The sequence below is a fragment of the Bacillus sp. Root920 genome, assembly GCF_001429445.1.
GTDB classification, from domain to species: Bacteria; Bacillota; Bacilli; order Bacillales; family Bacillaceae; genus Bacillus; species Bacillus safensis.
The window spans coordinates 188,828-207,396 of record NZ_LMJV01000007.1 but is presented as its reverse complement, the minus strand read 5'-3'; the positions used below and the strand labels follow the sequence as shown (position 1 = coordinate 207,396).

Sequence of the window (18,569 nt, the reverse complement as noted above, 5' to 3'; positions counted from 1 at the left end):
GATGAAGAAAATTTCAGTACTTGGAGCAGGCAGCTGGGGGACAGCTCTTGCGCTTGTATTAGCTGATAATCATCATGATGTACACATGTGGGGACATAGACAAGAGCTCATTGATCAAATCAATGAGAAACATGAAAATCATGATTACTTGCCAAATGTCGAACTGCCAGCGTCTATTCAGGCGACAACCGATATGAAGCAGGCTTTAGAGGGGACAGAGGCGGTTATTGTCGCTGTGCCAACAAAGGCCATTCGTGAGGTATTGAAGCAGGCAAATGAGCTGATCTCATCGAAGGTGCCATTTGTCCATGTCAGTAAGGGAATTGAACCAGATACACTTCTTAGAATTTCTCAAATGATTGAACAAGAAGTCCCATCTGAGAAAAGAGAGGCTGTCGTTGTCCTATCAGGACCGAGTCATGCAGAAGAAGTAGGTCTGCGTCATCCGACAACTGTCACTGTCTCGTCAGAAAACATTGAAGCAGCTCAATTTGTTCAAGATTTGTTCATGAACAATCATTTTAGAGTGTACACAAACCCTGATGTGATTGGGGTGGAAATTGGCGGCGCATTGAAAAATATCATTGCTCTTGCGGCTGGTATTACAGACGGACTTGGATATGGTGACAATGCAAAAGCGGCGCTTATCACAAGAGGACTTGCTGAAATCGCACGTCTTGGCACAAAAATGGGAGGGAATCCCCTTACATTTGCTGGATTAACAGGCGTTGGCGATTTGATCGTGACATGTACAAGTGTTCATTCGCGTAACTGGCGCTGCGGGAATTTACTCGGTAAAGGATATAAGCTCGAAGAAGTGCTTGAAAAAATGGGCATGGTTGTCGAAGGCGTCCGCACAACAAAAGGCGCTTATCAGCTCTCCAAAGAATACAAGGTCAGCATGCCGATCACAAAGGCTCTTTACGGCGTCCTGTTTGAAGGGAAAAAGGTGGACGATGCTGTAGAATCATTGATGGCACGTGTGAAAACACATGAGATGGAAGACCTTGTGAACATGTTTGAAAACCAAACAAAATAAAAGGAAAGACTGAACTTAGGCATGTAGAGGATGCAAGAAGGGGAAGACTTGCATAACATAGCAATGAAGTTTGAATAGAGCTTTGCCTCTACAGAATGAGGAAAATAGTCGATCCAATGACTGAAGCAGAGTCCCCCTCTTTGCTTCAGTTTTTTTATGCGCTTTTTTCTGAATGATTGGAAAAATGATTGATATTTACCTTATTTTTGGTTTAAAATGAAATATAAACGCTTACAATTCGTTCGTTTTGAAGGGGGACAGGCACGATGAGTTTTGCTTTAATCAAGATGTGGTTTGCGCTTGGTTCAATGGGGCTCATGTTTTTAGCCGTAGTAACCATTTATCTCAGCAGGTTTAAGCTGAAAAGCAAATTTCTTAAAATAACGGCCTCGACCGTTGCATACAGCTTGATGCTGATATCAGGTATCATTGTGTTTTTAGTTGTCTTTAGCGGACCGGTCAATGAATAAAGAAAAAGGAAGAATGTGATGATCAAAGCAAAAGTCAGTGTCACACTGTTAGCACTTATTTTATTAACAGGATGTCTGTATCCAGAAAATCGCAAAGCTGAGAACCGGGTGCCATACGAAGAGCAGCTGCAAAGTGTACAGACAGCGATTGAGGAATTTCAAAAAGCAACAAATGGTCTTTTGCCTATAGAAACGAAAGAAGCAGACACGCCGGTTTATCAGAAATATGTCATCGACTTTAAGCGCTTGTCACCAAGATATTTACACGATGTACCGTCTACATCTTATGAAGGCGGGGGCGAATATATTTATGTCCTCACAGACGTCGAAAAGAAACCCACTGTGAAACTGCTTGATGTCAAAATGACACAGACCATCAATGAATTACGGCTTAGAATCAAGATGTATCAAGATGAACATACATATCCGCCATACGGCAAAGTCGTATCAGCCAATTTATATACGTTAAATGAAAAAAAACTAGGATTAAAATCGCCGCCTGCGGTGATAAGTCCTGTGACAGGGAATTCCCTCCCATTACTGATTTCATCAAACGGTGACATCTATGTGGACTACCGCAGTGATTTTGCTCACATTTTGAAGAATACGAAGCAAAAGCTGAAACCAGGTGAAAACATTCAAGATGTATATTGGCAGGAAACCCCGTTTGTACCCGCGTTTTCTGTCCCATATACCATCAACAAAAAAGGTGAGCCTGCCTTTTTAGAAAAAAAGACGTCATAAACAAGAATGAACCTTTTTCCTCTGCATATAAATGAGGAGAAAGGTTTTTTTATGGCTAAACTTACTCTCAAAACAAAAAGGTGTCATATTCAAATAGGACAACGTCATACACATATATTGTCCAGACACCTTTCAAGCACAGTTTGATTGAAGAATAGAGTATTTAATTTGAAAACGAGGATAGCAAGTCCGGGAGGGGATCACTTGGAAAAAGTCGATATTTTCAAGGATATCGCTGAACGAACAGGAGGCGATATATATTTAGGAGTCGTTGGCGCTGTTCGTACAGGGAAATCTACGTTTATTAAAAAGTTTATGGAGCTCGTGGTGCTCCCGAATATCAATAATGAGGCAGATCGTGCAAGAGCACAGGATGAATTGCCGCAAAGCGCAGCAGGAAAAACCATTATGACCACAGAGCCAAAATTTGTACCGAATCAAGCAGCATCAATTCACGTGAGTGACGGCCTTGATGTCAACATCAGACTTGTCGATTGTGTGGGATACACTGTCCCTGGTGCGCGCGGGTATGAAGATGAAAATGGCCCAAGAATGATCAATACGCCGTGGTATGAAGAGCCAATCCCGTTTCATGAAGCAGCGGAAATTGGTACACGCAAGGTCATTCAAGAGCATTCAACAATAGGTGTAGTCATTACAACAGATGGTTCCATTGGAGAAATTCCAAGACATGATTATATTGAATCTGAAGAACGTGTAATTGATGAACTCAAAGAGGTTGGAAAGCCGTTTATTATGGTCATTAACTCTGTGAGGCCATATCATCCTGAAACAGAAGCGCTCCGGCAGGAACTTAGCCAAAAGTATGATATTCCAGTACTCGCCATGAGCGTAGAAAGTATGAGAGAGCAAGACGTACTCAGCGTTCTTCGTGAAGCATTATATGAATTCCCAGTTCTAGAGGTGAATGTGAACCTGCCAAGCTGGGTGATGGTGCTAAAAGAAGATCACTGGCTGAGAGAGAGCTATCAGGATTCAGTAAAGGAAACTGTAAAGGATATTAAAAGATTAAGAGATGTCGACCGTGTCGTTGGTCAATTCAGTGAATTTGATTTTATCGAAAGAGCGGGTTTAGCAGGAATTGAAATGGGTCAGGGGATTGCGGAGATTGACCTGTATGCGCCAGATGATCTATATGATCATATTTTAAAAGAAGTGGTTGGTGTAGAAATTAGAGGAAAAGACCATCTTCTAGAGCTCATGCAAGACTTTGCTCATGCTAAGACAGAATATGATCAAGTATCAGACGCATTAAAAATGGTGAAGCAGACTGGTTACGGGATTGCAGCGCCAGCGCTATCAGATATGAGTTTAGATGAGCCAGAAATCATTAGGCAGGGATCAAGATTCGGCGTGAGATTAAAAGCGGTCGCTCCATCTATTCATATGATCAAAGTAGATGTAGAGAGCGAATTTGCACCGATTATCGGAACAGAAAAACAAAGTGAAGAGCTCGTCCGCTACTTAATGCAAGACTTTGAAGATGATCCGCTTTCGATCTGGAATTCAGATATATTTGGCCGTTCCCTCAGCTCCCTTGTCAGAGAAGGCATTCAAGCAAAGCTGTCTCTCATGCCGGAAAACGCAAGATATAAGCTGAAGGAAACGCTTGAAAGAATCATTAACGAAGGATCAGGCGGTTTGATCGCGATTATTTTATAGTAAGTGAGACCTCTCATTGATGGGGTCTTTTTTTGCGTGTAGAATGAGTCATAAAAAGACAATTGTATAAAGATTAGTCAGATTCAGGCTGAAATTAGGAATATTCGTTCGCAAAAGTGCCCTTAATCCTTGACGAATAAGGATTCTTCCCTTTAAAATGCTTGATATGGTATTTCATATGTGTTAATCTACTTACAGAAAATCTTCACTTTGTTGGACAAACATTCCTTCAAAGAGATGTTTTCTAATGAAAAGCCATGTATAACGCTTTCTAGACGCTCTTTTTTTCTGAAAAAGGGTATAGAAAGAAGATGAATTGTGAAGAAATGATAACAATCTACTGAATGCATATTTTTGGGAGGAGGTGAAAGGCATGAACAAGACAGAACTTATTAACGCGGTTGCTGAAGCAAGCGAGTTATCTAAAAAAGACGCGACAAAAGCAGTTGATTCTGTTTTTGATACAATTTTAGATGCACTTAAAAATGGTGACAAAATCCAACTTATTGGTTTTGGTAACTTTGAAGTACGTGAGCGTTCAGCTCGTAAAGGACGTAACCCACAAACTGGTGCAGAGATCGAAATCCCTGCAAGCAAAGTACCTGCTTTCAAACCAGGTAAAGCACTTAAAGACGCGGTGGCAGGTAAATAATCGTTATGTGTAATGATCCTGTTGAAGGAGTTATACATATACAGTTTCACACTGGTCTAGAAAAGCCCCTTTCATAAGGGGCTTTTCCTTTTGAATCAAAAGGTTCGTTTAGAACGCTCTCCTTTGCTTTTAGGATCTGAAGTGTGCTAGAATCTGAATGAAATGTAATCGCCTTTGGAGGATATAATACATGAGTGAAATAAATAAAGAATTAATTGAACACGCGGTACGCGATATATTAAAAGCAATCGGAGAAGATCCGGATCGTGAAGGACTTCTTGATACCCCAAAACGAGTCGCAAAAATGTATGAAGAAGTGTTCTCGGGATTAAATGAAGATCCAAAAGAACATTTTAAAACCATTTTTGGCGAAGACCACGAAGAACTCGTCCTTGTAAAAGATATTGCTTTCCATTCAATGTGTGAACACCACCTTGTGCCTTTCTACGGGAAAGCCCATGTTGCTTATATTCCGCGCGGAGGAAAAGTAACGGGACTTAGTAAGCTGGCAAGAGCTGTAGAAGCCGTGGCTAAACGCCCGCAGCTTCAGGAACGCATTACATCAACCATTGCAGATAGTATGGTGGAAACACTTAATCCGCATGGCGTGATGATTGTCGTTGAAGCAGAGCATATGTGTATGACGATGCGCGGAGTGAAAAAGCCAGGCGCTAAAACAGTGACCTCAGCCGTCCGCGGCACATTTGCAAATGATGCAGCCGCAAGAGCAGAAGTGCTTTCCTTTATTAAAAACGACTAATTCAATAGATGGAAGGTGAACAAAATGAGTGAAAATAAAGCATCTGATTTTGTGGTGATTAAAGCCATTGATAATGGTGTAAACGTCATCGGCCTAACAAGAGGCTCTGATACAAGATTTCACCATTCCGAGAAACTCGATAAAGGTGAAGTGATCATTGCACAATTTACTGAGCATACGTCAGCGATCAAAGTAAGAGGCGATGCTGTCATTCAAACAAGCTTCGGCGAAATTCAAAGCGAAGCAAAGAAATAAAGAACTTGTAGCACTTGATAGCATAAAAGTGAGAGCTGATATGGTATAATAAATCTCTATACAATGTGCAGGTCTACATATGAAACTGTAATTTTTGGGACAAGGGTGATATCTTTGCAAGACATCTACGGAATTTTATCTAATCTAAATATAAAATTAAATAAAAAGCTTTCTCATCCTTATTTGGCGAAGCATTTACGCGCACCACTCATCGATGAAGATAAGCTCCTTCTTTTTCATGCAATGTTTGAAGAAGCTCAAATTGATGCAGAGAAAAAAGAAAATTATATTTTAACGGCGATGCTTGTGCAAATTGCCCTTGATACCCATGACGAAGTCACAACTGCTGCAGCCATCAAGCAAGACGAATTCAAAAATCGTCAGCTGACCATCCTGGCAGGAGACTATTTCAGCGGTCTCTATTATTCTCTTCTCTCTGACATGAAAGACATTTATATGATCCGCACGCTCGCTACGGCGATCAAAGAGATCAATGAACATAAAATTAGACTGTATGACCGGTCCATTCAAGATGCAGCGCACTTTTACAAAAGTGTAGCTACAGTTGAATCTGCGCTTTTCCAAAGGATTTCTGAGCACTTTCAATTAACGCATTGGAATGAGATTGCAAGTCGTTTTCTTGTTTATAAACGCTTCATGAAACAAGCAGAAAATGACAAACATTTAAAACTTTTTTTGAACGATCGTTATACGGACGCCTATTCATGTTTTGACAATTTTGAGAATGAAGGCTATGAAAAGGCCAAACGACCGATCAAGGAGCATCTTGTGTCATTTCCGGTCGTTCAAAAAGAGCTATTAAATCGCTTGGATCATATGAAAAATGAGCCTGCGTACCATCAGAAAGTGGAAGAAGGGTAAGTCATGCAGCAATCAAAAGAACAGCGAGTACACGGTGTATTTGAAAAAATTTATAAAAACTATGATCAAATGAACTCTGTCATCAGCTTTAAACAGCATAAAAAATGGCGCGATAAAACAATGAAACTTATGAATGTGCAAAAAGGGTCTAAAGCATTAGATGTATGCTGCGGGACAGCCGATTGGACAATTGCGCTTGCAGATGCTGTTGGGGAAAAAGGCGAGGTCAAAGGCCTTGATTTTAGTAAAAACATGCTGAGTGTTGGAGAAACGAAGGTGAAGACTGGGGGCTACAAACAAATTGAATTGCTTCATGGCAATGCGATGGAGCTCCCTTTTGAGGATAACTCATTTGATTATGTCACCATTGGTTTTGGACTTAGAAACGTTCCTGATTATTTAACGGTGTTAAAGGAAATGACAAGAGTAGTGAAGCCTGGCGGAATGGTCGTCTGTCTTGAGACTTCACAGCCTGAGATGATCGGTTTTAAACAGGGCTACTACATCTATTTCAAATACATTATGCCGCTCTTTGGTAAACTGTTTGCCAAAAGTTATCAGGAGTATTCATGGCTTCAAGAATCAGCCAAAACGTTCCCTGGTATGAAAGAGCTGGCGGCTCTATTCGAAGAGGCCGGGTTGTCTGATGTCTCGTATCATCCATTTACAGGCGGTGTAGCAGCAACACATATCGGAAAGAAGCTTTGAATAAACGATATTTGGGTGAAGATAATGAAACTAAAAGCAATGATCTCTTTTTTAAATCATGATATCGATATAATTGAAAAAGAGCTTGAACAAACAGTTCGCTCTGATTATGCATTATTAAGTGAAGCAGGTCTTCATTTGCTGCAAGCGGGCGGAAAACGAATCCGCCCCGTTTTTGTTCTCCTTTCAGGCATGTTTGGTGACTATGACATTAATAAAATTAAATATGTTGCCGTTGCCCTCGAGCTGATTCATATGGCATCACTTGTTCACGATGATGTTATTGATGATGCAGAGCTGAGAAGAGGCAAACCAACGATAAAGGCAAAATGGGATAACAGAATTGCCATGTACACAGGGGATTATATGTTTGCGAGATCACTTGAATACATGACAAAAATCAATCACCCAATGGCACATGAAATTTTGTCAAAAATGGTCGTCGAGCTTTGTCTTGGTGAGATAGAGCAAGTGAAAGATAAATATAATATGGAACAAAACCTCCGTACATATTTAAGAAGAATCAAACGAAAAACAGCCTTGCTCATTGCAGGCAGCTGTCAATTAGGCGCCATTGCAGCAGGTACAGATGAAAAAACACATAAAGCCCTCTATTGGTTTGGATACTATGTCGGCATGTCTTATCAAATCATTGATGATGTCCTTGATTTCACATCAACTGAAGAAGAGCTGGGCAAGCCTGTCGGAGGAGACCTTTTACAAGGGAATGTCACACTCCCAGTCTTATATGCACTGAAAAATCCGACACTAGAAGGTCAATTGAAGCTGATCAATAGTGAAACGACGGAGAAGCAGCTGAAGCCTGTCATTGAAAGCCTCAAACAAACAGATGCGATCGACCGCTCGATGCGAGTGAGTGAAATGTATTTGAAAAAAGCTTTTGAACAGCTCGACAAACTTCCTCGAGGACGTGCGAGAACGTCACTCGCCTCCATTGCAAAATATATTGGGAAACGAAAATTCTAATCAACGTGATGTTGATTGGTTTTTTTGTGAAATTTTTTGTCAAAAATTGATTATTATAAAAAAAAATGATACGATCACTTTGTAACAATGTAAGCCTATACATACATAACGACGGGGTGGAAAACGTATATGGACAAAACATTTCTTATGGTCAAACCTGATGGTGTGGAAAGACAATTAATCGGTGACATTGTGTCAAGATTCGAAAAAAAGGGGCTTCAGCTTGTTGGTGCAAAACTAATGAGTATTCCAAAGGAAGTAGCAGAAACCCATTACGGAGAGCATAAAGAAAAACCGTTTTTCGGGGAATTGGTTGACTTTATTACGTCAGGACCTGTATTTGCAATGGTATGGCAAGGTGAACAGGTAGTAGACGTGACAAGACAGATTATCGGCAAAACAAATCCAAAGGAAGCGCTTCCAGGCACAATAAGAGGAGACTATGGATTGACTGTTGGGAAAAACATTATCCATGGGTCAGACTCACCAGAAAGTGCTGAAAGAGAAATTAACTTATTCTTCAAACAAGAAGAACTCACAAGCTGGGATCAAACCATCTCAAGCTGGATTTATTAAGATTCAAGCCAAGGTGTTCATCTAATGAGCACTTTGGCTTTTTTTATATTGAACTTTCTACACGAAATTTCGCATGAGAAGATACAAATTTTCGATAAAAACAGCTATACTAGGACAAAGATAGATGAGACAGGAGAGGACATTGATGGATCCATATCAAGTATTTGTTGGAAAATGGAAAAAACTAACCGGGGTTGATCTAAATTTATATAAAGAAGCACAAATGAAACGGAGATTAACATCACTTTATGATAAAAAAGGATATAAAGATTTTGAAGCATTCGCGGCCGCGCTTGAAAAGGACAGAGCATTATTAGATGAGACGATGGACCGCATGACGATTAATGTATCAGAATTTTACCGAAACTATCAGCGCTGGGAAGTACTTGATCAAAAAATCCTGCCGCTGCTTTCGAAAAATGGCGGCACCTTAAAGATTTGGAGTGCAGCATGTTCGACAGGAGAGGAGCCATATACACTCTCCATGCTGCTGTCAAGCCATCCTCTTGTGAAAGACTTCCAAATTATTGCAACTGATATTGATGATAAAGTTCTGCAGTCAGCTCAAAAAGGCAGATACCATGAACGCTCTCTGCAAGAGGTGCCAGATCATATCAAGCAAAAATATTTCACAAAAGAAGATTCTTCATTTTACACTGTGAAGGATGAGGTTCGAAAGCATATTCAATTTAAGAAGCACAACCTTTTAGCAGATCCATATGAAAAACAGCTTGACCTCATCGTCTGCCGAAATGTACTGATTTACTTTACTGAAGAGGCAAAAGAAGAAATTTACTTAAAAATGAGCAGCAGTTTAAAACAAAATGGCGTATTATTTGTTGGTTCTACAGAGCAAATTTTTCATCCAGAAAAGTTTGGACTGACATCTGCTGATACTTTCTTTTATCAAAAGAAGGGTATGTAGCTGACTTTTTAGTAGCAAGTGTGTTATTATATTTTTACTTAAAAGCGTTAATGCGATGAAGGGAGATTGAGTCATGAGGTACTTAACAGCAGGTGAATCACATGGTCCACAACTGACCACAATTATTGAAGGAGTTCCAGCGGGACTTTACATAGAGCAGGATGACATCAATTATGAATTGGCTAGAAGACAAAAAGGTCATGGCCGCGGAAGAAGAATGCAGATTGAAAAAGACCAGGCGAAAGTGTTAAGTGGTGTTCGCCACGGGAGAACATTAGGTTCCCCAATCGCACTTGTTGTTGAAAACAACGACTGGAAGCATTGGACAAAGGTGATGGGGGCAGAGCCGATCACGGAAGAAGAAGAAAGTGAAATGAAGCGTCAAATCTCCCGTCCAAGACCAGGACATGCGGATTTAAATGGGGCGATCAAATATGGACACCGTGATATGAGAAACGTATTAGAGCGCTCATCAGCCCGCGAGACAACGGTTCGTGTAGCAGCAGGTGCAGTAGCGAAACAAATTTTGGCTCACCTTGGAATCAAAGTGGCTGGTCACGTCCTTGAAATTGGTGGAGTAAAAGCAGCTCATACAGCATATGAGTCTATTGAAGATTTGCAGAAGGTAACAGAAGAATCACCTGTTCGCTGCTATGACAGTGAAGCAGGTCAGAAAATGATGGATGCAATTGATGAAGCGAAGAAAAACGGCGATTCAATTGGCGGAATTGTTGAAGTCATCGTTGAAGGGATGCCCGTTGGGGTTGGCAGCTATGTTCATTACGACCGTAAATTGGACAGCAAGCTTGCTGGCGCTGTACTTAGTATCAACGCTTTTAAAGGGGTTGAATTCGGTATTGGCTTCGAGGCAGCCTCTAAAAATGGCAGTGAGGTCCATGATGAAATCATCTGGGATGAAGAAAAGGGCTATACGAGAAAAACAAATCGCCTAGGTGGTCTTGAAGGCGGAATGTCAACGGGTATGCCAATTGTCGTAAGAGGGGTTATGAAACCAATCCCAACGCTTTATAAGCCGCTTCAAAGCGTTGACATTGAAACAAAAGAACCTTTCTCTGCAAGTATTGAACGATCTGACAGCTGTGCTGTTCCTGCTGCAAGTGTTGTTGCAGAAGCAGTCGTTGCATGGGAAATTGCCAATGCAGTTGTGGAGCAGTTTGGCCTTGACCAAATCGACCGCATTAAAGAAAATGTTGAGAAAATGCGCCAGCTTCAGAGGGAATTTTAATGAAAACACTGGAAGTTAAGACGTCTTCAGCCACTTATCCTGTATTTATCGGTGATGGGATTAAACGCAATATCGTCGACTTGATAACTTCCACTGGGCATTCCTATACGAAGCTCTTAATCGTCACAGATGCAGCTGTTGATGCCATTTATGGTGATGAGATGGTTCGCTTACTTCAGCAGAAGTGGCCAGTGAACAAAGTGGTTGTGCCGAGCGGAGAGCAGTCGAAATCCTTTGCCGAATTTGAGCATATTCATACGAAAGCCATTCAATTTCAGCTTGATCGTTCCTCCTGCATCATTGCGCTGGGAGGCGGCGTGATTGGAGATTTGGCTGGCTTTGCTGCTGCCACTTATATGAGAGGCATTGATTTTATCCAAGTGCCGACGACGCTCCTGGCACATGATAGTGCAGTTGGCGGGAAAACAGGGATCAACCATCCGCTCGGTAAAAATTTAATCGGTGCGTTTCATCAGCCGAAAGCTGTGATCTATGATACTAGTATGCTTGAGACACTATCTCAAATTGAACGAAGATCAGGCTTTGCAGAAGTCATCAAACATGCACTGATTTCAAGTGAAGAATTTTTATCAGAACTCATGTCCATTCGTTCTTTGACGGATTTATCAAAAAGCGAGCTGGCACATATGCTGTATCAAGGCATTCAAGTCAAAGCGTCAATCGTTCAAGAAGATGAAAAAGAACAAGGTGTGCGTGCATTTTTGAATTTAGGCCATACACTGGGGCATGCCATTGAAGCAGAGTATGGATATGGCGCCATCACGCACGGAGATGCCATTGCAATCGGCATGCAGTTTGCGCTGTATGTGAGCGAAAAGCAGCTGGGGCTCAGCCTTAATCGTTTGGAACTAAAAGAGTGGATGAAAGAGCTTGGATTCCCTGTACAAGTCACACAAGATATTTCCACGAAAACATTTGTTGACCGGATGATTGGTGATAAAAAAGCAAGAGGCGGCAGTGTTCAATTTGTTTTATTAAAACAGGTTGGAGACGTCACCTTACAGTCTTTCACAAAAGGTGAGCTGCACTACTGGCTCGAAGAATGGAAACGGGAGGAGGGATGTCTATGATGTTTCGCGGGATACGTGGGGCTACAACTGTGATAGAAGATACAGAAACAGAAGTGTTAAACAAAACGAAACAGCTGCTAGAAGCGATCATTTCAAGAAACCAAGTAGATCCAGAACGTGTCGTGCAGATCTTGATTTCAGCTACACAAGATATTCACTCCGTTTTTCCGGCAAAAGCACTTCGTCAGTTTGAAGGATGGACATATGTACCGGTTACTTGCATGCAGGAACTGGACATTGATGGCGGTTTAAAGCAATGTATTCGTGTCTTAATGACTGTCCAGACAGATACAAAGCAGGAAGACATACAGCATGTATACTTGGAAGAAGCTGTGACGCTTCGCCCTGATTTACAGTTGACAAAAAACAAGGAATTATAATACGATATGAACAGCCGAAGTTTACACACAGGTGTAAACGGCATTGCAAGCTTAGAGAAGATGAGAATGAGACTAGGGTAGTTGAGATGAGTAGAGTTGAGCAGAGATACGATACTTCTATTTAATCATACTGCCTAAAAGAGCAACCCTCTTTTAGGCTTATTTCGTATACTCATACAAACCCTCTATATGTCCCCTCATTCTCCTTAATCCCATTTAAGGAGTGTGCTTATGAATTCCCAATCAAACCTGACTCAATTTTTAAAGGACAGTGAGTCCTACAAAACGATCCCAATTGTTGAAACCATTACAGTCGATACGCTCTCACCGATTCAAATTGTTGAAAAACTCAAACAAGATATTGTGTATTTGCTAGAAAGCAAAGATGAGTCTTCCAGCTGGTCGAGATATTCCTTCATTGGATTGCACCCATTTTTAACCTTACATGATGACCAAAACAAATACGTTGCACGTGACGCTGCGGGGCAGGAAGTCATGCAAAAGCAAGAGCTGAAAGAACTGCTGGATTGGATGAAAGAGCAATATCAAATCAAAACGCCAGATATTGATATCCCATTTACAGGCGGGGCTGTTGGGTACTTAAGCTACGATCTGATCCCAAACATTGAACCTTCTGTCAGGCCTCACCGAAGCGCATCGACGACAGAAAATTGCACATTATTTGTCTGCCAAACGATGATTGCCTTTGATCATGAAACAAATCATGTTCATTTTATCCAATACACTCAGCTGGCCGGACATGAAACAGAAGACGAAAAAATTCGAGCTTACAAAGAAAATCAAAAACAGCTTGAACAGATGATTCACAAGCTCCATTCAAAGGTTGATATGAAAGAACTGATTTTATCAGGGAATATGAATGAGCCGCCATCCTTTGAACATGTGACGTCAACCTATGAAAAAGCGCAATTTTTAAAGGATGTAGAAAAAATCAAAGAATACATTCGAGCGGGTGACATTTTTCAAGGCGTACTCTCGCAGCGATTTGATATCCCTGTATCAGTGAGTTCATTTGAGTTATACCGCGTGCTTCGGATTGTGAATCCATCTCCTTATATGTATTTTATGAAATTAAAAGATCGTGATTTAGTCGGCAGCTCGCCAGAACGATTAATCCATGCCAAAAATGGGCATTTAGAAATTCATCCTATTGCTGGCACTAGAAAACGAGGAACAACAAGAGAAGAGGATGCTGAACTAGCAAGAGAGCTGCTTGAAGATGAAAAGGAAAAAGCCGAGCATTACATGTTAGTGGATCTTGCCAGAAATGATGTAGGCCGTGTGGCAGAATACGGCAGTGTGTCCGTACCAACCTTTACAAAAGTAGTGAACTTCTCTCATGTCATGCACATCATCTCCATTGTGACAGGAAAGCTAAAGCGGGATACACATCCAGTTGATGCGCTCATGTCCGCATTCCCAGCAGGCACATTAACAGGTGCCCCGAAAATAAGAGCGATGCAATTATTAAATGAAATGGAGCCTGAGCCAAGGGAAACGTATGGCGGCTGTATTGCTTATATTGGATTCGACGGCAATATCGACTCTTGTATTACGATTCGTACGATGAGCGTCAAAAATCAGACCGCTTCTATACAAGCAGGCGCCGGCATTGTGGCTGATTCTGTCCCAGAAAATGAATGGGAAGAGACTTGTAACAAGGCAGGAGCACTTCTGAAAGCCATTCAGCTTGCGGAACATATTTTCTCAGAAAAGGAGAGTGTGCAGGATGAATCACCGACTATCAGCTCTTGTTAATGGAGGCTTTCTATCAGAAAATGAAGCAAATAAACTCATGCATGATATGATGAGCGGCTTTTTAACAGATGCTGAAGTCGCTGCGAGTCTCTCGATTTTAGCGCATAGAGGAGAAACCGCTGAAGAAATGACGGGTTTTGTGAAAGCTATGCGGCAAAATGCAGCACCAATGGAACGAGCGCTTGATGTAGTAGATACTTGCGGCACAGGAGGCGATGGACTCTCCACCTTTAATATATCAACTGCCGCTGCCATTGTCGCTTCCGCTGCTGGAGCCAAAATCGCCAAACACGGAAATCGATCAGTTTCTTCTAAAAGCGGGAGTGCCGATGTACTAGAGTGTCTTGGGATTCATATTCAATCCACACCAGAAGAAACAAGAAGACAAATACAAGAGAAAAACATGGGCTTTTTATTTGCACCATTGTATCATTCATCTATGAAACAAGTAGCCGCAGTCCGCAAGCAGCTCGGCTTCCGGACGGTATTTAATCTCTTAGGCCCGCTTTGCCACCCAATGCAAGCCAAAAAGCAAATCATCGGTGTCTACTCAAAGGAAAAGGCAAAATTAATGGCAGAAGCCCTTGCACCGTTAGAGCCAGAACATGTGCTGTTTGTTTGCGGAGAAGATGGACTGGATGAATTAACGATTACAGCAAATTCATATGTGATTGAACTCAAAAAAGATGTCATGACAGAATATACACTAAACCCAGAAGACTTTGGGCTGCAAAAAGGATATTTATCAGATATTCAGGTCCAATCACCGGAAGAGAGCGCCAAATTGATTCAGAATATATTGAATCATCAAACAGAAGGGGCGCCGCTTCATATTACAGCCCTGAATGCTGGAGCGGCTTTATATGTCGCAGGGAAGTCAGAAAGCCTCATGGCCGGGACATTAAAAGCGATTGAAACGATTAAAAACGGCGCAGCCAAAGAACAATTGGCTCGTTTAAAACAAAAAACGAGAGAGGAAGAGATCTATGCTTAATCAAATCATTGCTCGCAAAAAAGAACATATTCAAACATTGCAGTTACCAGTAGATGGACACTTTGAAAGACGATCATTTAAAGAAGCACTCATGAATCCTCATCGCTCAATTGGTCTCATTGCGGAGGTGAAAAAAGCGTCTCCTTCCAAAGGAATCATTCAACCGAATTTTGATCCTTTACAAACAGCAAAAGCTTACGAAAAATCAAACGCTGATTGCTTATCTGTTTTAACGGATGAACCGTTCTTTCAAGGGAAAAACGAATACTTATCCCTCATTAAAAAACACGTAGATCGTCCAATTCTAAGAAAAGATTTCATCATTGACTCCATACAGGTAGAAGAGTCAAGACGTATAGGGGCAGATGCCATTTTATTAATTGGAGAAGTACTTGAGCCGCAAAAGCTGCAAGAACTCTATGCTGAAGCGAAAGAGAAAGGCCTTGATGTCCTTGTCGAAGTACATGCAGCAGATACACTGGAAAATATTTTGAAGTTGTTCACTCCTGAAATCATTGGAGTGAACAACCGGAATTTAAATACATTTACAACAACAGTCGAACAAACAAAAGAGATCGCACCCCTTGTTCCAAAAGATGTTTTACTAGTGAGTGAGAGCGGTATTCAAACATTTGATGATCTGGCCTTTGTGAAGAAACATGGAGCGGGTGCAGTTCTTGTAGGAGAATCATTAATGAGAGAACAATCACAAGAAAAAGCTGTTCAGACATTGTTTGGAGAATGAACAGGGTGAAGCCTTATGTAAAATATTGCGGGGCAGTATCACAAGATGATGTGGAATGTATTGCGCAATCTCACGCAGATGCCATTGGATTTATTTTTGCTCCAAGTAAAAGACAAGTCCAGCCAGATCAAGTGAAACAATGGCTCATCCAAACAAAGTGTGAGAAAAAAATTGCCGGTGTATTTGTAAATGAAAAGATCGAAAAAGTGTGTGAGATCACAAAACATATACCTTTAGATATCGTACAGCTTCATGGAGATGAAACGCAGGATGACGCTAAAGAAATCAAACAACAAACAGGGGCTGTCGTTTGGAAAGTGTTCCACCACGAATCCAATATTACAAACACGCTTGAAAAAATGACGGCATTTGCGCCTGTTGTCGATGGCTTCCTTATTGATGCGAAAGTAAAAGGGATGAGAGGCGGCTCTGGAACAGCTTTTGCTTGGGAGGCGGTGCCTGCATACGTTCAGCATGCAAAACGGCTGGAGAAAACTTGCATAATTGCAGGCGGCATCACACCAGAAACGATAGCAGAGCTCCTTGCCTATGGTCCAGAAGCGATCGATCTTTCAAGCGGAATAGAAGAAAACGGAAAGAAAAGCAGCGCTAAGATCGAAGCGCTCGAAGAAAGGATGTTAAATGATGTACGCATATCCAAATGAGATTGGCAGATACGGAGAATTCGGAGGGAAATTTGTCCCGGAAACGCTCATGCAGCCACTTGCAGAAATCGAGCAGGCATTTCGTGAATTAAAAGAAGACCCTGCTTTTCAAGCAGAATATGTTTCACTACTTCGAAACTATTCGGGCAGACCAACTGCGCTTACATATGCTGACCAATTATCAGCATACCTCGGCGGGGCAAAAATCTATTTAAAAAGAGAAGATTTAAACCACACGGGTGCTCATAAAATTAACAATGCGCTTGGTCAGGCCCTGCTTGCGAAAAAAATGGGGAAATCAAACATCATCGCAGAAACAGGCGCGGGCCAGCACGGAGTAGCTGCTGCAACGGTGGCCGCAAAGTTCGGGTTATCCTGCACGGTATTTATGGGAAAAGAAGATGTGGAAAGACAATCACTCAATGTCTTTCGAATGAAACTGCTGGGCGCTGAAGTCATACCTGTCACAAGCGGAAATGGCACACTAAAAGATGCAACCAACGAAGCCATCCGCTATTGGGTTCAGCACTGCAGTGATCATTTTTATATGATTGGCTCCGTTGTAGGCCCTCATCCGTATCCTCAAATCGTCAGCGAGTTCCAGCGCATGATTGGTGATGAAGCAAAAGAGCAGCTGCTTGAAAAAGAAGGAAGGCTTCCTCATAAAGTCATTGCCTGTGTTGGCGGTGGAAGTAATGCCATTGGAATGTACCGGGCATTTTTAGATGAAGAAGTAGATATCATTGGTGTAGAGGCAGCTGGAAAAGGAATCGATACGCCGCTCCATGCTGCAACCATCACGAAAGGAACCAAAGGTGTGATCCACGGGTCTTTGACATATTTAATTCAAGATGAATTTGGCCAAATTATTGAGCCATATTCTATTTCCGCTGGTTTAGATTATCCGGGAATTGGACCAGAACACGCATATTTACATGCGAGCGGGCGGGTTCAATATATGAGTGCGACAGATCAAGAAGCACTAGATGCACTAAAGCTGCTGACTGAAAAAGAAGGAATTCTGCCAGCAATTGAATCTGCACATGCGCTAGCCAAAGCGTTTGAGGTAAGCAAGACGATGAATGAAGACGAAATCGTCCTTGTCTGCCTGTCAGGAAGAGGCGATAAGGATGTGCATACATTAATGAACGTGCTCGAAAGTGAGGGGAAAACAAAATGATTAGATTTCAATTAGAGCAAGGCGAAAAATTATTTATCCCATTTATCACAGCTGGAGATCCGTCAGAAGACATCACGATTGATTTAGCTATCTCCCTTCAAGCTGCCGGTGCACATGCGATTGAACTCGGTGTTCCTTATTCCGATCCATTAGCAGACGGTCCTGTCATTCAAAGAGCCTCCAAAAGAGCTCTAAATCATGGCATGAATATCGTAAAAGCGATAGAATTAGCAGGGAAGATGAAAAAAAACGGTGTAAAAATTCCTGTAATTCTATTTACGTATTATAATCCTGTGTTACAATTAGACACAGAATACTTTTTCGCTTTACTGCGCAAAAATCATATTTCGGGACTCTTAACACCCGACTTGCCGTTTGAAGAGAGCAGCGAGCTGCAAAAGAACTGTCAAACACATGACATTTCATATATTTCACTCGTTGCACCAACAAGCAAGGAACGATTAGTAAACATTGTAGAGCAGGCAGAAGGTTTTGTGTATTGTGTTTCATCTCTTGGTGTAACAGGTGTCAGACAATCCTTTGACGCGTCAATTACAGATTTTATTCAACAAGTGAAACAGCTGAGTCACATACCGGTTGCGGTCGGTTTTGGCATCTCAACAAGAGAGCAGGTAGACTCAATGAATAAACTGAGTGACGGTGTTGTTGTCGGAAGTGCACTTGTGAAAAAAATTGAAGAGCTTCAAGAACAATTGCTGGCAAGTGATACAAGTCAAGAGGCTTTAAGAGAATTTGAAACATATGCAAAAACATTTAGTCCCCTCTATTCATTCAAATGAGGTGAAAC

21 protein-coding genes are annotated in these 18,569 nt (G+C 41.5%); all 21 read left to right on the top strand.

Annotation, left to right across the window (positions count from 1 at the left end; genetic code table 11):
• The first annotated feature begins 1 nt into the window (after position 1).
• The gene (locus ASE42_RS12305; RefSeq protein WP_056767143.1) at positions 2–1,039 is read left to right on the top strand and encodes an NAD(P)H-dependent glycerol-3-phosphate dehydrogenase; all 1,038 of its coding nucleotides are present in this window, start codon (positions 2–4) and stop codon (positions 1,037–1,039) included.
• Positions 1,040–1,305: 266 nt separating this feature from the next.
• The gene (locus tag ASE42_RS12300; RefSeq protein WP_024422813.1) at positions 1,306–1,509 is read left to right on the top strand and encodes a DUF2768 domain-containing protein; all 204 of its coding nucleotides are present in this window, start codon (positions 1,306–1,308) and stop codon (positions 1,507–1,509) included.
• Positions 1,510–1,527: 18 nt separating this feature from the next.
• On the top strand, positions 1,528–2,253 hold the full coding sequence (locus ASE42_RS12295) for a hypothetical protein (RefSeq protein ID WP_024428087.1): 726 nt from the start codon (positions 1,528–1,530) through the stop codon (positions 2,251–2,253).
• Positions 2,254–2,457: 204 nt separating this feature from the next.
• Positions 2,458–3,936 carry a stage IV sporulation protein A gene (gene spoIVA, locus ASE42_RS12290; RefSeq protein WP_008344534.1) on the top strand — a complete coding sequence of 493 codons (1,479 nt, stop codon included), beginning with the start codon at positions 2,458–2,460 and terminating at the stop codon, positions 3,934–3,936.
• A 373-nt stretch (positions 3,937–4,309) separates the two neighbouring features.
• Positions 4,310–4,588 carry a non-specific DNA-binding protein Hbs gene (hbs, locus tag ASE42_RS12285; RefSeq protein ID WP_003215863.1) on the top strand — a complete coding sequence of 93 codons (279 nt, stop codon included), beginning with the start codon at positions 4,310–4,312 and terminating at the stop codon, positions 4,586–4,588.
• Positions 4,589–4,778: 190 nt separating this feature from the next.
• The gene (gene folE, locus ASE42_RS12280; protein WP_003215789.1) at positions 4,779–5,348 is read left to right on the top strand and encodes a GTP cyclohydrolase I FolE; all 570 of its coding nucleotides are present in this window, start codon (positions 4,779–4,781) and stop codon (positions 5,346–5,348) included.
• A gap of 24 nt (positions 5,349–5,372) precedes the next feature.
• Positions 5,373–5,603: a trp RNA-binding attenuation protein MtrB gene (gene mtrB / locus ASE42_RS12275; RefSeq protein WP_008344541.1), complete on the top strand. Its 231-nt coding sequence runs from the start codon at positions 5,373–5,375 to the stop codon at positions 5,601–5,603.
• 114 nt (positions 5,604–5,717) lie between these two features.
• On the top strand, positions 5,718–6,485 hold the full coding sequence (locus ASE42_RS12270) for a heptaprenyl diphosphate synthase component 1 (RefSeq protein ID WP_041109632.1): 768 nt from the start codon (positions 5,718–5,720) through the stop codon (positions 6,483–6,485).
• Between the two features lie 3 nt (positions 6,486–6,488).
• Positions 6,489–7,193, top strand: a complete 705-nt coding sequence (locus ASE42_RS12265) for a demethylmenaquinone methyltransferase (RefSeq protein WP_024422810.1) — start codon at positions 6,489–6,491, stop codon at positions 7,191–7,193.
• 24 nt (positions 7,194–7,217) lie between these two features.
• Positions 7,218–8,180, top strand: a complete 963-nt coding sequence (gene hepT / locus ASE42_RS12260) for a heptaprenyl diphosphate synthase component II (RefSeq protein WP_041109630.1) — start codon at positions 7,218–7,220, stop codon at positions 8,178–8,180.
• Positions 8,181–8,309: 129 nt separating this feature from the next.
• Entirely contained in the window at positions 8,310–8,756 is a 447-nt protein-coding gene (ndk, locus tag ASE42_RS12255; protein ID WP_024422808.1) for a nucleoside-diphosphate kinase, read from the top strand.
• A gap of 145 nt (positions 8,757–8,901) precedes the next feature.
• Entirely contained in the window at positions 8,902–9,681 is a 780-nt protein-coding gene (locus tag ASE42_RS12250) for a CheR family methyltransferase (protein ID WP_024422807.1), read from the top strand.
• A gap of 73 nt (positions 9,682–9,754) precedes the next feature.
• Entirely contained in the window at positions 9,755–10,927 is a 1,173-nt protein-coding gene (gene aroC / locus ASE42_RS12245; protein WP_024422806.1) for a chorismate synthase, read from the top strand.
• Positions 10,927–12,018, top strand: a complete 1,092-nt coding sequence (gene aroB, locus ASE42_RS12240) for a 3-dehydroquinate synthase (protein WP_041109628.1) — start codon at positions 10,927–10,929, stop codon at positions 12,016–12,018. Before aroC ends, aroB begins: the two co-directional genes overlap by 1 nt.
• Positions 12,015–12,398, top strand: a complete 384-nt coding sequence (aroH, locus tag ASE42_RS12235) for a chorismate mutase (protein ID WP_024422804.1) — start codon at positions 12,015–12,017, stop codon at positions 12,396–12,398. Before aroB ends, aroH begins: the two co-directional genes overlap by 4 nt.
• A gap of 231 nt (positions 12,399–12,629) precedes the next feature.
• Complete coding sequence (gene trpE, locus ASE42_RS12230; RefSeq protein ID WP_041109626.1) at positions 12,630–14,177, top strand: anthranilate synthase component I; 1,548 nt, start codon at positions 12,630–12,632, stop codon at positions 14,175–14,177.
• On the top strand, positions 14,149–15,171 hold the full coding sequence (gene trpD, locus ASE42_RS12225; RefSeq protein ID WP_056767140.1) for an anthranilate phosphoribosyltransferase: 1,023 nt from the start codon (positions 14,149–14,151) through the stop codon (positions 15,169–15,171). Before trpE ends, trpD begins: the two co-directional genes overlap by 29 nt.
• The gene (trpC, locus tag ASE42_RS12220) at positions 15,164–15,916 is read left to right on the top strand and encodes an indole-3-glycerol phosphate synthase TrpC (protein ID WP_025093058.1); all 753 of its coding nucleotides are present in this window, start codon (positions 15,164–15,166) and stop codon (positions 15,914–15,916) included. The genes trpD and trpC overlap by 8 nt, the downstream gene beginning before the upstream one ends.
• A complete protein-coding gene (locus tag ASE42_RS12215; protein ID WP_056767138.1) occupies positions 15,913–16,581 on the top strand; it encodes a phosphoribosylanthranilate isomerase in 669 nt (222 codons plus the stop codon). Before trpC ends, ASE42_RS12215 begins: the two co-directional genes overlap by 4 nt.
• Positions 16,562–17,761 (top strand): tryptophan synthase subunit beta, encoded by a 1,200-nt coding sequence (gene trpB / locus ASE42_RS12210; protein WP_056767136.1) that lies wholly within the window; start codon positions 16,562–16,564, stop codon positions 17,759–17,761. The genes ASE42_RS12215 and trpB overlap by 20 nt, the downstream gene beginning before the upstream one ends.
• On the top strand, positions 17,758–18,561 hold the full coding sequence (gene trpA, locus ASE42_RS12205) for a tryptophan synthase subunit alpha (RefSeq protein ID WP_056767134.1): 804 nt from the start codon (positions 17,758–17,760) through the stop codon (positions 18,559–18,561). Before trpB ends, trpA begins: the two co-directional genes overlap by 4 nt.
• Positions 18,562–18,569 lie beyond the last annotated feature (8 nt).